Genomic DNA, 15,348 nt, shown 5'->3' with positions numbered 1-15,348 from the left:
GGCCTATGTCGTAAGTAATCGATTAGTTTAAAGCCAAGCAGTATTAACTCCCTATCGAAAAAGACAAAACCATTCTACAAATCGCAATTTGAATCAAATTGTTATGTGATATATTCGCTACAACTTTGATTGTTAGTCTTGGGGCATATCTGGCTATGGAACAGGTCGGGATTTACGAAAAGCTTATTACTCAACTCGTTGAGAAGCGCCTAGATAAAGACATATTTTTTGTTGGAGAAAGGAAGCTAGAAGTTGCTGAGGCAAGTGTTTGGCTCTCACATTTTCTTACTAAAGTAATTGAATATGTTATTAATTCTGTTCCCGCAGATGAAAACCAAGTTATCAATCAAATCAGTTTGGCTAATCGGTTAGTGATGTGGCTCAAAGAACACATTAACGATGATGATTTTATTGATGAAAATCTCATTGATAGCCAAGGTAGGATACTTACGGCTCTCTTTAACAAGCAAAATCCTATTGCAACTGATTTACCTAAATATACGGCCGCCATATTTCCATTAACGGGGCTCACTCAGAGTGAGCTTTTTTGTGGTAGTAATGCGGGATTATCGCTTGAGAGTGAGCTTAAACGTGAGATCCGCTCATCAGATAAAATCTATTGGCTGGTGTCATTTATCAAGTGGGCGGGGATTCGCATCTTCAAGCATGAACTTGAGGAGTTTACACGCAGTGGTAAAGAGTTACGCATCATCACTACATCTTATATGGGGGCAACGGATGCTAAAGCCGTCGAGTTTCTAGCCAGTTTACCCAATACCCAAGTCAAATTAAGTTACAACACTAAACGCGAAAGGCTGCATGCAAAGTCCTATTTATTTCTACGGAATACGGGTTTTCATACCGGTTATATCGGCTCTTCAAATTTATCGCATTCAGCATTGACCAGCGGGCTTGAGTGGAATCTTAAGATCACCACCCAAGAAATTCCCCATATCATTGAGAAATCACTCAGTACATTTGAAACTTACTGGCAATCGAACGAATTTGAGTTTTTTAGCGGTGATTCGAACAGTAAAGAAAAGTTAAACAATGCGCTCAAAGAAGCGAAAGGTAGTGGCACTGAATCGAGCTCATTTCATTTTGACATTAAGCCGTTTGCGCATCAGCGAGAAATCCTCGAACAGCTTGCAGTAGAGCGAAGCGTTCATGGCCGTTTTAAAAATCTCATCGTCGCTGCAACAGGCATGGGTAAGACGATTATTTCTGCGTTCGATTTCGCGCGGTTTTATAAGCTGCATCCAGAAGCCAATTTTCTATTTGTTGCTCATAGGCAAGAAATTTTACAGCAAGCCCTCGGTGCTTATCGCGGTGTGTTAAAGAATAATCAATTTGGCGAGCTATGGGTGGCAGAGCATAAACCTAATAGTTACAAACATTTATTCGCATCTATCCAAAGCTTGAATCTGCAACTTGATAACTTGCCATTAGCTGCTGATTTTTATGATTATATTGTTATTGATGAAGTCCATCACGTTGCTGCGAATAGTTACCGTGGGCTATTAGCTCATTTTGAGCCGACGATTTTACTTGGGCTCACGGCAACCCCTGAGCGGCATGATGGTGTCGATATTCTGGCTGACTTCTGCGGTGCCATTGCCGCTGAAATACGTTTACCAGAAGCCATTAATCAACGGCATTTATGTCCATTTCAATATTTTGCGATCGATGATAACACCGACCTTAGCAAGTTAAGTTGGAGCAGTGGTCGTTATGACGTCGCTGAGCTGAGCAATTTATACACTCACAATGAACAACGCGTGACGCGCATTATTCGCAGCCTAGCTGAAACCGTAACTGATATAGACAATATTAAGGCGTTAGCCTTTTGTGTAACCAAGGAACACGCCGAGTATATGGCGAAGAAGTTCAATTTGGCGGGGATCAGCGCCGATGTGCTGACCAGTGATAATAGCTCTGAACGGCAACAAAAGCGGCAGAGCTTGGTCAGTGGCAAATTATCCATTTTGTGTGTGGTGGATATTTTTAACGAAGGTGTCGACATTCCAGAAGTGGACACCTTGTTGTTTTTACGGCCAACGGAAAGCTTGACCATATTCCTGCAGCAACTTGGGCGTGGCTTGCGTCTCACCGATGATAAGCAGTGCTGCACAATATTAGATTTTGTCGGAAATTCACGCGATGAATATGATTTTTCACAGAAATTTAGAGCGTTAGTCGGTAAAACCAATCAGTCGATTAAAGATGAAATTCTGAATGACTTTCCGCATCTCCCGCTAGGGTGTCGAATTGAACTTGAGGAAAAAGCGCAGTCGATGATTTTGCGCAATATTAGCCGCGCAACACTCAATGCCAATCGATTAACCAGTCTAATGGCAAACTTTAAACATCAGACTAACTTGCCGCTCACGCTAGGCAATTTTTTACGCCTTAACCCGCAAGTGACCTTGGAAGATGTTTATCGAATAAAGATTAATGGCCAATGTGGATGGACTTTATTAGTCGAGGCCGTTCAGGGGAATAAGATTGCAGAACCTGCAGTTCAGCCCGATTTAGCCAAGGCTTATTATCGCGCGATTAACTTCCACTTACTCAGTTGCACATCATTATCCTATTTAAAATTTATCAAACAGTTATGCGAAAATGATTTTGTCTTTACTGGGGTGGATCCTATTCAAAATCAGTTTGCTTTGATGTGTCATTACAACTTTTGGGATAAGTCAGGTACGGCTTTAAATGTGAACAGTTTAGCTGCTAGCTTGCTGATGTTACGCAATAAACCGTTGCAGGAAGAGTTGTTATCTGTGTTGGCGATACTGATTAATCGGATACACCATCAAGAAATGGATTTGGAATTACCGCAGCCCAGCGCATTGAAAGTACATTCTCGTTATACTCGCGAGCAGATTTTAGCGGCGATGGGTGCAAGCACGTTTGCTGCTAAATCTCCTTCAAGAGAAGGTGTGCTTGCGATTAATGAGCAAAACCTTGAGTGTTTATTTGTTACGTTAAATAAATCAGAGAAGCAGTTTTCACCGACAACCATGTATCATGACTATGCTATTAGTGAACATCTATTCCACTGGCAATCGCAAAATAGCGCACGGCCAGAACGAGGTCGAGGCCTGAGTTATATTGAGCAACAAAAGCAGGGGAAAACCGTGTTGTTGTTTGTTCGAGAGCAGTCAAAAGATGAAAATGGCCGCACGATGGGATTTATGAATTTTGGTAAAGTACATTATGTCAGCCATAACGGTTCACAACCCATGAATGTTACATGGCGATTAGAACAGCCAATCCCTGATGTAATGTGGCATGACGCGGCTAAACTGGCTGTGGGCTAAGTACTACTTCCCTAATTTCTCCATCAAAAACGCTATCAATACGCTCACTTTTGTCGGCAAATATTTCCGCTGCGGATAAACCGCATAAATACCGTGTTCGGGCAGCGGATAGTCAGTGAGTAATGCCTGTAAACGTCCGGTTTGTAGATCTGGCTCTACAATAAATCGCGGTAGGTTGGCGATACCTAAGCCATCGAGGCAGGCTTGATGGATGGCGTCACTATTGTTGACCTGATAGTTGCCTTTGGGCTGAACGCGTTGCACGCCATTGGGACTTTGGAAGCTCCATTCCACACCATCTTGAAAATAAGAGTAAAACAAGCAGTTGTGCTGTGTTAATGCCGCAGGTGTGCTGGGTAAGCCATGTTGTGCGAGGTAATCTTTGGCGGCGCAAATGACGCTTAAACAAGGTGCGAGTTTACGAGCGATAAGGCTTGAGTCTGGTAATTCGCCGATACGAATGGCTAAATCAAAGCCGCCAGTAATTAAGTCTGTGGTCTTGTCATCCATGTGCATTTGTAGCTGGATATCGGGGTATCGTCTTAAAAATTCAGCTATTAATGGCGCAATATACACGCGACCAAACACCATAGGCACCGAAATTCGTAGATGACCTTGGGGTGCTTGTTGCAATTCGGATATCGCATCCAATCCTTCTTGGGCGAGCTGAACGGCGGGGCAAACATAGTTGTAATAGCGGGCGCCCGCTTCGGTAAGACTTAAGCTGCGAGTAGTACGGTGTAGGAGTTGAATACCCAGACTTTGTTCTAATAGGGTAATACGTTTACTCACTGCCGATTTACTCAACCCAAGCTTTTGCCCTGCAGCGGAAAAACTACCGGATTCCACTACAGTGACAAAAATAGGTAATGCCGAAAAGTGCTCCATGGTGTCCTTAGATTATCTCGCCCCCTGCCATTATTGTTGATAATACCTCAACAGTCAGTTTTTATTATCGTGGTTATCATTGCCCTTGATGCAAGGTAGACTAATGCACTTGCTGATTGCGGGTGTTGACTGTGAAGCCTCGTTATTTTTGGATTCATCACTCATTGTTTATCACTTATCTTGATTACTGTTCGGCAACTCGCCGCAGCAGTGCCGCAATTGCCGATGTACCATTCTCTGATGCCTCTGAACGGCATAGGAATGGATCTTAGCTTAGCTATTTTGTTAGAAAGAGAGTTCCTATGTCATTGCCATACCAATGGATTCTGTTCGATGCCGACGAAACCCTATTTTATTTCGATGCCTTAAAAGGGCTTAAGTTGATGTTTGGTGAGTTTGGGGTCGATTTTACTCAAGCGGATTTTGATGAGTATCAGTTAGTTAATAAACCGCTATGGGTTGACTATCAAGACGGTAAAATCACTGCTGCCGAATTGCAAACCACACGTTTCGAGCCTTGGGCTGCCAAACTTGCGGTAGCGCCGCAAGCGCTCAATAGTGCCTTTTTATCTGCTATGGCTGAAATTTGTGCGCCGCTACCTGGTGCGCGCGAGTTGTTAGCCGCGCTGCAAGGTAAGGCTAAATTAGGCATCATCACTAACGGTTTTACTGAGCTGCAAACCGTGCGATTAGAGCGCACAGGCTTACAGCATCATTTTGATATTTTAGTGATTTCAGAAAAAGTCGGCATGGCAAAACCCGATGTGGGTATCTTCGAACATGCCTTTGAATTGATGGGGCATCCTGAGCGTGAAACTGTACTTATGGTCGGCGATAACCCGCATTCCGATATTCAAGGCGGTATCAATGCAGGGATTCATACTTGTTGGTATAACGTCCATGGCCACGATGTGCCCGCAGGGATTACTCCGCACTATCAAGTGCGCTCCCATCAAGAACTGCATAGTCTGTTGCTCGGGGTGTAAACGGCATAATTTTCAAATAGCTGCTTAATCAACCCGTTAGCGCTTCACGGATCTTTCTGGCTTTTTCCTTACCTATGCCTTCGACTCGGATTAATGCCTCTTCCGGAGCGGTAAAAATGGCCTTGATATTTTTGAAGTGGTACAGCAGTCTGCTAGTAAGCTTGGGGCCTACTTCTGGTAGGCTTTGCAAGATAAACAATTGCTGATTCTTCTTGCGTTTGGGCTTACGTCCCGTAAGGGTTAATTCATTTTCGCTACGGTTTAACTGAGTGGCGCAAAAATACAGTATTTTGGCCGTTTCCGTTTGCGATAAACTGCGGAGTATTGGGATATGGAAATTGATTGAAATGGAGCACAGCGCGCCGATAAGTGCCTCTCTGCGGATCTGGTAACCTGCGATATCTTGAGTGCAGCCTTCGATGAGTAGGGCTGTGTGGCTTGGGCTCGCGGCTAGTCTGGTAATTTGAGAAAATAGTCGGCCATCGCATAAGGATTGCACTAGATCGGGCAAGGTTTTACGTTCAATCAGCCAATCATTGAGTTGATAATCACCCAATTTTAGGCGTTTTTTGATGAGCGAAAGATCTTCGTGCAGTGATAATTCATAGAGGATTGTTTCTGCATGTTCTCTATCGTCATAAAAGAGGGGATTATATCTGCAACCAATGTTAGTGACCTCTGCCGAGTGACACATTCAGGATTGCTTATGAGTGTAGTCAGGCCGAGTCACAAGTACCAAAGTTGCCTTCAGCTTTGTTAATCATCAGCTTAAAATGAAGTGAGATGTATATGGCGTTTTTGCCTGCTATAATGCCCGCCCTTTATTTCCAACCTTTAGGTATTCAAGGTGTCAAAACGTGGCAAAAGCATAGTAAGCGCCGTTTCGATTTTTAATATCGATGATTTGTCCACGTGGCAAAAATATCGTAAAGGTCTGTGCGATACTTGCCATGCCACTTGTTGTACTCTGCCAGTAGAAGTTAGGGTGAGCGATTTAGTGCGGATGGCGCTAGTGGATGAATTTGAGGCCGAAGGCGATCTCAAAAGCATTGCTAAGCGTCTGCAAAAAGCCCGTTTAATCGATCATTTTAACCATAAGACTGCAATTTTTACCTTGGCGCGTATGGCGAATGATGATTGCCTATATTTAGATAGTCACACGCGTCGTTGCACTATTTATCATCAGCGGCCAGAGACTTGCCGCAATCATCCTCAAATTGGTCCTAAGCCTAATTTTTGCCCCTATCGCCCTCGCTAGTCCTTCGTCTACTTGCTTTCAGTTGTAGTCTTTTATGGCGGCAATCTTGTTGGGGATTGGCCTCGCTATCCATAGATTTTTATTTTCAAAAACGCTGACAACATATTGATATAAAAAGCATGAAATGCACTATCTGTTTGTGCTGACTAATAAAAATAGCTTGGGATGAGATCATAATAAGCAACAAATAGGATATAATCTGTTACCCGTTGTAATTTAACGTAGCACTCATCGCTGTATCTGTGGTGCCATTCTGGGCTTCTTTCAAACAATATAGCTAAGTCGAAGCTTGCATATAATTGGCTCTCTGCGAGAGCAGAGTCACGCCCCGTTGGACGATAAGTCGATATAATCTTGGCTTGTATCTAGCGCAATTTAGATACCTATTTAAATGAGTCTTGCCATGTGTTTACAACGAGTTAGTCCAGTGAGTGGTTACATTTGTATGGTATAGCAGTGCCAAGAATTTAACTGACACGCGAGCAATAAAGGTGCGGGTCAGTCCTAGTGAGTCCAGTGTTAAAAGAAAGGTGTTACATGAGTATCTTTGATAACGTGATGATTATATTGTGCTTAATTGGAGCAAGTTGCTTTTTCTCTATGTCAGAGATTGCACTCGCCGCATCGCGAAAAATCCGTTTACGCCAGTTAGCCGATGAAGGTGATGGGCGTGCTGAAAAAGTACTGCAATTGCAAGCTCATCCAGGAAGCTTTTTTACCGTAGTGCAGATAGGCCTAAATGGTGTTGCCATTATGGGTGGTATCGTGGGCGAGTCGGCATTTCGTCCTTATTTCTATGAATTACTCAGCCCTTGGTTAACAGGAACTTGGCTCAGCCAAGTGAGCTTTGTGCTTTCCTTCGTTTTAGTGACCAGTGCATTTATTTTAGTGGCAGATCTTATGCCGAAGCGTATTGCGATGGCGATGCCTGAGCCTGTTGCTTTGGCAGTTGTGGGGCCAATGAGCTTCTGTATTGCGCTTCTTCGTCCGCTGGTGTGGTTTTTTAATGGTCTGGCAACGGCGATTTTTAAGTTGTTGCAAATTCCGACTGTACGCAATGATGAAATCACATCCGATGATATTTACGCAGTTATGAATGCGGGTGCCGAAGCTGGCGTATTGGATCGTGGTGATCAACAGATGATGGAGAATGTGTTTGAAATGCAAACCGTTTCCGTTACTTCAGCTATGACTGCCCGCGAAAGTTTAGTGTACTTTTTACTGCAAGATAGCGAAGAGGATATTAAACGTAAGATCTCCGAAGATCCTCATACTAAGTTCCTCGTCTGTGATGGGCAGTTGGATATGGTGAAAGGCTTTGTGGATGCTAAAGAGCTACTGATACGTGTCATTAATGGTGAAGATATTACATTAAAAGACAGTAGCTTAGTGCATACCTCCCTAATTATTCCCGATACATTGAGCCTGTCTGAGGCGATGGAATATTTTAAAAATAGTCGCGCCGATTTTGCCGTGGTGATGAACGAATATGCCTTAGTGGTGGGGATTGTGACTACCAACGATTTACAACGCGCGGTAATGGGGGCTTGGTCTTTGCACGAAAGCGAGGAGCAGATTATCGCCCGCGATGGTAACTCTTGGCTAGTCGATGGGGTCACGCCTATCACAGATGTGATGCGCGCCTTTGATATTGAGGAGTTCCCGCATAATCAGAACTACGAAACCATCGCCGGTTTTATGATGTATATGCTACGTAAAATCCCTAAGCGTACTGACTTTGTGAATTATGCGGGTTACAAGTTTGAGGTTGTGGATATCGATGCCTACAAGGTTGATCAATTGTTGGTGACGCGAATTGATTCTAGCGATAAACAGATATCACCCGATACCTAAATCACTTCTAAGAAAGCGCTCAGTATCGGGTCATCCAGCCGTTTTACCTTGCAGCAGCAACCGAGTTCAAATGGCGGTATTGTAACGGGTGAGGTGAGTAACTGGATGCGATCCCGCACTGGGCTGTTATTGATCACCACTTCTGGGCTGATGCTCACGCCGCAGCCTAACGCTACCATAGAGGCGATCGCTTCTTGACCCGACACTTGGGCGTAAATATTAGGGCTGATGCCCATTTGTTTGAACCAGTTATCGGCGCGGCGCCGTCCTGGGCCGTGATCTGGGATGATAAAGGGCACGCTCGACCAATCGATGGGCGTTTGACTCACTTGTTGCTGTACTGCACAGCGGATCGTCGGTGCGATAATCGACAGTGGCACATCGTCGATTTTGGCAAAGTGTAAGCTGCTGGGGAAGGGATCGGGCAGGGCGGCGATAGCAATATCGGCTCGATTCTGTTGCACTTCTGCCAGCGCATTGGCCGCATCTCCCGTTGTCAAGGCGATTTCCACAAAGGGATGCTCTTGGCGGAATAAATCCAATAAATGCGGTAAATGGCTGTAGGCGGCAGTGACCGAGCAATACAGATTCAACCGACCGCGCAGCACATCTTGCTTAAGGTCGATACTGTGCTTGAGCGTGCTCCAATGGTGCAAGGTCTGCTCGGCGAACAGCTTAAATTCGCGCCCTGCATGGGTTAAGGTCACGCTGCGATTATCCCGCTCTAACAGCTTAGCGTTCACTTCTTCTTCTAATCTTTGCAGTGCTCGACTTAAGGTCGATGGACTCACATGCATCTGCTCCGCCGTCTTGGCGAAGTGCAAACTGTCACATAAGTGCAGGTACAATTTGAGGGTACGAATATCCATGTGCTTATCCTGTTCAGCCTGAGCTTGAGTGCTGCATATTGCCGCCGATGTAGCTGCCAATGTTACTGAGCGTTATTGCGGCTGACGTTGCGAATAATGCAATATTAAGTTTCGAATATATCATTTTAAGCAACGATAAGCATGGGGTATAGTGATTTCAATCACAACCATTCCTTAACATAGCGTTTAGTTTGGTTGAGTCCCCCATTCCTGACTTAAAGGTGGTATCTCAGATGGCTAACTATTTTAACTCTCTGAATTTACGTCAACAATTAGCACAGCTTGGCCAATGTCGTTTTATGGATCGCTCTGAATTTACCGACGGCTGCAATTACATTAAAGATTGGAATATTGTTATTTTAGGTTGTGGCGCCCAGGGTCTTAACCAAGGTTTGAATATGCGTGACTCAGGGCTGAATATTTCCTATGCCCTGCGCCCTGAAGCGATTGCACAAAAACGAGCTTCGTGGCAGAAGGCGACCGATAACGGTTTCCGTGTTGGTACCTTTGAAGAATTAATTCCCACGGCGGATCTAGTGCTTAACTTGACGCCAGACAAACAGCATTCCAACGTGGTTAACGCGGTTATGCCACTGATGAAGCAAGGTGCAACCTTGTCTTATTCCCACGGCTTCAACATCGTTGAAGAGGGCATGCAAGTCCGTCCTGATATTACGGTTATTATGGTTGCGCCTAAGTGCCCGGGTACTGAAGTACGTGAAGAATACAAACGTGGTTTTGGTGTCCCCACTCTGATTGCAGTACATCCTGAAAACGATCCAAAGGGTGACGGCTTAGAGATTGCTAAAGCCTATGCTAGCGCAACCGGTGGTGACAGAGCGGGTGTGTTACTGTCCTCCTTTATCGCCGAAGTGAAGTCGGATCTGATGGGCGAGCAGACTATCCTCTGCGGTATGTTGCAGACGGGCGCCATCCTAGGTTATGAGAAAATGGTTGCCGATGGCGTTGAGTCAGGTTACGCGGCCAAGCTTATCCAGCAAGGTTGGGAAACGGTCACTGAAGCGCTGAAACACGGCGGCATCACTAACATGATGGACCGTTTGTCTAATCCAGCCAAGATTAAAGCCTTTGAAATTGCAGAAGATTTAAAAGAAATCCTCCAGCCATTATTTGAAAAACACATGGATGACATCATCAGCGGCGAATTCTCACGCACTATGATGGAAGATTGGGCGAACGATGATGCGAACTTACTGCGTTGGAGAGCGGAAACTGGCGAAACCGGTTTCGAAAATGCGCCCGTATCGAGCGAACATATCGACGAACAAACCTATTTCGACAAAGGTATTTTCCTTGTTGCTATGATCAAAGCGGGTGTGGAACTGGCGTTCGATACCATGGTGTCTGCGGGTATCGTGGAAGAGTCGGCCTATTATGAGTCACTGCACGAAACCCCACTGATCGCCAACACTATTGCTCGTAAACGTTTGTACGAAATGAACGTGGTAATTTCAGACACCGCCGAATACGGTTGCTACCTGTTCAATCACGCCGCAGTACCTATGCTGCGCGACTATGTGAATGCCATGTCGCCAGAGTATTTAGGTGCGGGCCTGAAAGACAGTTCTAACAGCGTTGATAACCTGCAATTAATCGCGATTAACGATGCGATTCGTCACACCGCTGTGGAATATGTTGGTGCTGAACTTCGTGGTTATATGACTGATATGAAAAGTATTGTTGGGGCGTAACGATTAAGTAATCTCTTCAAATTACGGGCTAAGACTCGACGGATGCGAGTCTTAGCATAATACAAAATATTTACCTGCTTTGTGGGTTGTCGAGCGGGCAAAAACGACATGGGTTAGTAAGCGGTGCCGCTAGCTAACACTCGTTTATTAACGTTTTATGTTGTTGTTTTGCATTGTCTCGGCAGGGAAGCTGAATTTTTTTTGACAAAAGATATTTTTTATTGTGTTTGGCTGTCGCTTTATGGTAAAGCTAATAGCTCGCGCTAGGGCAAAGCCCAAAGCGAAACTAACTTTCAAGTCATTCTCGATTATTAAGAGAACAATTTTAGAAGCACCGATTAGGGATCCATATTGATGTTTAACCAAGCTGCCAAGCTCATTCTCGTGATTATTACCGTCGTGATTATTAAATCACAGCGGGGGCGGCGCATGGCGAACTGATAGACCTAAAAGGTTAAAAGTTTCGAAAGAACCCCCCGCTCCGAAAGGACCGGGGGGTTCTTCGTTTCAGGGCCTAGAGCAAGGTTCTAAGTTTCGAAAGAGTAACAGTTTCGAAAGCGTAAAAATCGAGTCGATTTTCGGCAATTCAGGACTAACGTAGCGAGAGAGAATATGGAACCAGGGCAGATGATCAGAGGCGCAGACGCGGTAATCAAAGTGTTAGCAGCACATGGAGTGACCACAGTGTTTGGTTATCCCGGTGGTGCCATTATGCCAATATACGATGCCCTCTATGGAAGCCCTGTTGAACATCTCTTAAGCCGTCACGAACAAGGCGCGGCCTTTGCTGCCGTAGGATACGCAAGAGCCAGCGGTAAAACCGGCGTGTGCTTTGCGACATCAGGCCCTGGCGCGACTAACCTTATCACCTCACTTGCCGATGCGTTGTTAGATTCAGTGCCTATCGTGGCTATCACAGGCCAAGTCTCTACCGCCGTTATCGGCACTGATGCGTTTCAAGAAATCGATGTACTGGGCATGTCACTGAGCTGCACTAAGCACAGCTTTATGGTGACAGACGTCAACGACCTGATCCCAACCTTGTATCAAGCTTTTGAGATCGCCGCATCCGGCCGCCCTGGCCCTGTGTTGGTCGATATCCCGAAGGATATCCAACTTGCTCACCTCGAATACCGTACGCCTTTGCTGGCCGTCACCAACGAACCACAAGCCGAGATGAGTGATATCGAGGCCGCCCGTGCGCTGTTGGCAGAAGCGAAACAACCTATGTTGTATGTCGGCGGCGGTGTGGGCATGGCGGGCGCGGTCGATCAACTGCGTGAGTTTATCAAAGTAACGGGTATACCTTCAGTCGCAACCTTGAAAGGGCTTGGCAGTATCGCCCACGGCACGCCCGGTTACTTAGGCATGTTAGGCATGCATGGTGGCAAAGCGGCTAACTTAGCGGTACAGGATTGTGATCTGCTGATCGTGGTGGGTGCCCGTTTCGATGACAGAGTCACCGGCCGTTTAGCGAGCTTTGCCGACAAGGCCAAAGTGATCCATTTAGACATAGACGCCGCTGAGCTGGGCAAGTTACGTATGCCAGAGGTGGCGATAGCCGGTGACTTACGCCAAATCCTCCCCGCCTTAGCCATGTCGATGAACATCACGCCTTGGCAGGCCGAGGTGGAGCATTTATCCCGTAAACACCAATGGGATTATCAACACCCCGGCAGTTTGATTTATGCGCCTGCGCTGCTGCGCCGTTTAGCCAATAAGTTACCCGAGGACAATGTTGTTTGTTGCGATGTCGGTCAGCACCAAATGTGGGTGGCCCAGCATATGTGGTTCCGCCGCCCTGAGGATCACCTGTCCAGCGCGGGCTTAGGCACTATGGGCTTTGGCTTGCCCGCCGCGATTGGTGCGCAAGTGGCCCGTCCCGATGCGACTGTGGTCACTGTGTCTGGCGATGGTTCTTTTATGATGAATGTGCAGGAACTGACCACCATCAAACGCCGCAAGCTACCAGTGAAAATCGTGCTGGTTGATAACCAAAAGCTTGGCATGGTGAAGCAGTGGCAACAGCTATTTTTTGAAGAGCGCTACAGTGAAACGGATTTATCCGATAACCCTGATTTTGTCTTATTGGCCTCCGCTTTTGATATTCCCGGCCGCACGATTTTTTCTTCCGACGAAGTGGAAGAAGCCTTAACCGAAATGTTAGCGGCTAAGGGCCCGTATTTGTTACACGTTGCAATCGACGATGCTTTTAACGTTTGGCCACTGGTGCCCCCCGGCGCATCAAACAGCGATATGATGGACGAAATGGAGAAACAAACATGATCCACTCTCTGGAATTAACGGTTCAACAACGCCCCGAAGTGCTTGAGCGTGTTTTGCGCGTGACTCGCCATCGTGGCTTTACGATTACCCAAATGCAGATGCGCATGAACGACGATGCGAGTCTGTCGCTGGATATGGAGGTCGATAGCGAACGTGCCATCGAACTGTTAAGTAATCAGCTGAATAAACTGATTGATGTGACTCAATGTAAGGTATTGTTACCACTGAGCTTGCAACAAACGGCGAATGCGTAAGCCTGCGCCATATGAATTAAGAATACGATTTTCGATTTGAGATAAAGGATACAGTCAATGCCAAAGTTACGTTCAGCTACCAGTACCGAAGGCCGCAATATGGCGGGTGCCCGTGCGCTATGGCGCGCCACAGGGGTGAAAGACAATGATTTTGGTAAGCCAATTATCGCCATTGCTAACTCCTTTACTCAGTTTGTTCCGGGTCATGTGCACTTAAAAGACATGGGCTCACTGGTGGCGATCGCCATCGAAGAAGCGGGCGGTATCGCCAAAGAATTCAACACAATTGCCGTCGATGATGGTATCGCCATGGGCCACGGCGGTATGCTTTACAGTCTGCCATCGCGTGAGCTTATCGCCGACAGTGTGGAATACATGGTTAATGCTCACTGCGCCGATGCCTTAGTCTGTATCTCCAACTGCGACAAGATCACCCCAGGCATGTTGATGGCGGCGCTGCGCCTCAATATTCCCGTCGTGTTTGTGTCTGGCGGACCGATGGAAGCGGGTAAAACTAAGCTGTCGGATAAGCTCATCAAGCTCGACTTAGTCGATGCTATGGTGGCGGGAGCCGACTCGAACGTGAGCGATGAAGACAGTGCCAAAATTGAGCGTAGCGCGTGCCCAACCTGTGGCTCTTGCTCTGGCATGTTTACCGCGAACTCAATGAACTGTTTAACCGAAGCCCTAGGGTTATCGCTGCCGGGTAACGGCTCTATGCTGGCAACCCACGCGGATCGCCGCGAGCTGTTTTTAGAAGCGGGTCGCCGCGTGATGGTGCTGGCAAAACGTTATTATCATCAAGATGATGAATCGGCATTGCCGCGCAATATTGCGAACTTTAAAGCCTTCGAAAATGCCATGACTTTAGATATCGCCATGGGCGGTTCATCTAATACCGTATTGCATTTATTGGCGGCCGCGCAGGAAGCCGATGTCGATTTTACCATGGCGGATATCGACCGTATGTCGCGCCTAGTGCCGCACCTTTGTAAGGTTGCGCCCTCGACGCCTAAGTACCATATGGAAGACGTGCACCGCGCGGGTGGTGTGATGGGGATTTTAGGTGAGCTAGACAGAGCAGGATTACTACATACCGATGTGTTCCATGTGGCGGCCGATGAAGGTGGCAATTTGAAGTCTGTATTGGCGAAATACGATGTGATGCAGACGCAAGATGAAAAAGTAAAACACTTCTTTATGGCGGGACCTGCGGGGATTCCGACCACTAAAGCCTTTAGCCAAGATTGTCGCTGGCCGTCATTGGATAATGACAGACAAGAAGGTTGTATCCGTAGCCGCGAGTTTGCCTTCAGCCAAGAGGGCGGTCTTGCCGTATTGTCGGGTAATGTGGCCGAGAACGGCTGTATCGTTAAAACGGCGGGTGTGGATGAATCGAACCTGACCTTCGTTGGTTCGGCGCGCGTCTATGAAAGCCAAGATGACGCAGTGGCGGGCATTTTAGGCGGCGAAGTGGTGGCGGGTGATGTGGTAGTTATCCGTTACGAAGGCCCGAAAGGCGGCCCGGGTATGCAAGAAATGTTGTACCCAACCAGTTACTTAAAATCACGTGGCTTAGGCAAAGCCTGTGCGCTGATAACCGACGGTCGTTTCTCCGGTGGCACTTCAGGTTTATCTATCGGCCACGTTTCACCCGAAGCGGCAGCGGGCGGCACGATCGCCTTGATTGAAAATGGCGATCGCATCGAGATTGATATTCCCAAGCGCAGTATCAAGCTGGCGATAAGCGATGTTGAACTCAATGCTCGCCGCGAAAAAATGCACAGTCTTGGCCCAATGGCGTGGAAACCTATTGGTCGCCAGCGTTATGTATCACTCGCGCTTAAGGCCTACGCCATGCTCGCCACCAGTGCCGACAAGGGCGCGGTGCGCGATCGCAGTAAACTGGAGGACTAAT

At 46.7% G+C, this 15,348-nt stretch carries 11 protein-coding genes; 8 read left to right on the top strand and 3 right to left on the bottom strand.

Annotation, left to right across the window (positions count from 1 at the left end; translation table 11 throughout):
* Positions 1-155 precede the first annotated feature (155 nt).
* Positions 156-3,323, top strand: coding sequence for a DUF3427 domain-containing protein (locus MZ182_RS18820; protein WP_248067979.1), 3,168 nt, complete (start codon positions 156-158; stop codon positions 3,321-3,323).
* Positions 3,324-3,326: 3 nt separating this feature from the next.
* On the opposite strand, the gene MZ182_RS18815 is transcribed toward MZ182_RS18820, so the two are convergent.
* Positions 3,327-4,211: a LysR family transcriptional regulator gene (locus MZ182_RS18815; protein WP_248067981.1), complete on the bottom strand. Its 885-nt coding sequence runs from the start codon at positions 4,209-4,211 to the stop codon at positions 3,327-3,329.
* 302 nt (positions 4,212-4,513) lie between these two features.
* On the opposite strand from MZ182_RS18815, the gene yjjG reads away from it, so the two are divergent.
* On the top strand, positions 4,514-5,197 hold the full coding sequence (gene yjjG / locus MZ182_RS18810; RefSeq protein WP_011920146.1) for a pyrimidine 5'-nucleotidase: 684 nt from the start codon (positions 4,514-4,516) through the stop codon (positions 5,195-5,197).
* A 28-nt stretch (positions 5,198-5,225) separates the two neighbouring features.
* Here yjjG and MZ182_RS18805 read toward each other — a convergent pair whose 3' ends face one another.
* The gene (locus MZ182_RS18805; RefSeq protein ID WP_248067982.1) at positions 5,226-5,891 is read right to left on the bottom strand and encodes an ERCC4 domain-containing protein; all 666 of its coding nucleotides are present in this window, start codon (positions 5,889-5,891) and stop codon (positions 5,226-5,228) included.
* 153 nt (positions 5,892-6,044) lie between these two features.
* On the opposite strand from MZ182_RS18805, the gene MZ182_RS18800 reads away from it, so the two are divergent.
* Entirely contained in the window at positions 6,045-6,455 is a 411-nt protein-coding gene (locus MZ182_RS18800) for a YkgJ family cysteine cluster protein (protein ID WP_025008175.1), read from the top strand.
* 537 nt (positions 6,456-6,992) lie between these two features.
* A complete protein-coding gene (locus tag MZ182_RS18795) occupies positions 6,993-8,309 on the top strand; it encodes a hemolysin family protein (protein WP_011790992.1) in 1,317 nt (438 codons plus the stop codon).
* Here the strand turns inward: MZ182_RS18795 and ilvY are convergent.
* Positions 8,306-9,178, bottom strand: coding sequence for an HTH-type transcriptional activator IlvY (gene ilvY, locus MZ182_RS18790; RefSeq protein WP_248067983.1), 873 nt, complete (start codon positions 9,176-9,178; stop codon positions 8,306-8,308). The genes MZ182_RS18795 and ilvY overlap by 4 nt on opposite strands.
* A 233-nt stretch (positions 9,179-9,411) precedes the next feature.
* Between ilvY and ilvC the strand changes: the two genes are divergently transcribed.
* The 4 genes from ilvC to ilvD all read left to right on the top strand — a co-directional run bounded on the left by ilvC (position 9,412) and on the right by ilvD (position 15,347).
* Positions 9,412-10,890, top strand: a complete 1,479-nt coding sequence (gene ilvC / locus MZ182_RS18785) for a ketol-acid reductoisomerase (RefSeq protein ID WP_248067985.1) — start codon at positions 9,412-9,414, stop codon at positions 10,888-10,890.
* Positions 10,891-11,502: 612 nt separating this feature from the next.
* Positions 11,503-13,176, top strand: coding sequence for an acetolactate synthase 2 catalytic subunit (gene ilvG, locus MZ182_RS18780; protein WP_248067987.1), 1,674 nt, complete (start codon positions 11,503-11,505; stop codon positions 13,174-13,176).
* Positions 13,173-13,430 (top strand): acetolactate synthase 2 small subunit, encoded by a 258-nt coding sequence (ilvM, locus tag MZ182_RS18775; RefSeq protein WP_006083459.1) that lies wholly within the window; start codon positions 13,173-13,175, stop codon positions 13,428-13,430. Before ilvG ends, ilvM begins: the two co-directional genes overlap by 4 nt.
* Positions 13,431-13,487: 57 nt before the next feature.
* Entirely contained in the window at positions 13,488-15,347 is a 1,860-nt protein-coding gene (gene ilvD / locus MZ182_RS18770) for a dihydroxy-acid dehydratase (RefSeq protein WP_248067988.1), read from the top strand.
* Position 15,348: the final 1 nt, after the last annotated feature.

This window comes from Shewanella sp. JNE2 (assembly GCF_023159115.1).
Lineage (GTDB): Bacteria > Pseudomonadota > Gammaproteobacteria > Enterobacterales > Shewanellaceae > Shewanella > Shewanella putrefaciens.
Note: the sequence above shows the minus strand (reverse complement) of the source record. Positions and strands in the feature narration are given on the sequence as shown.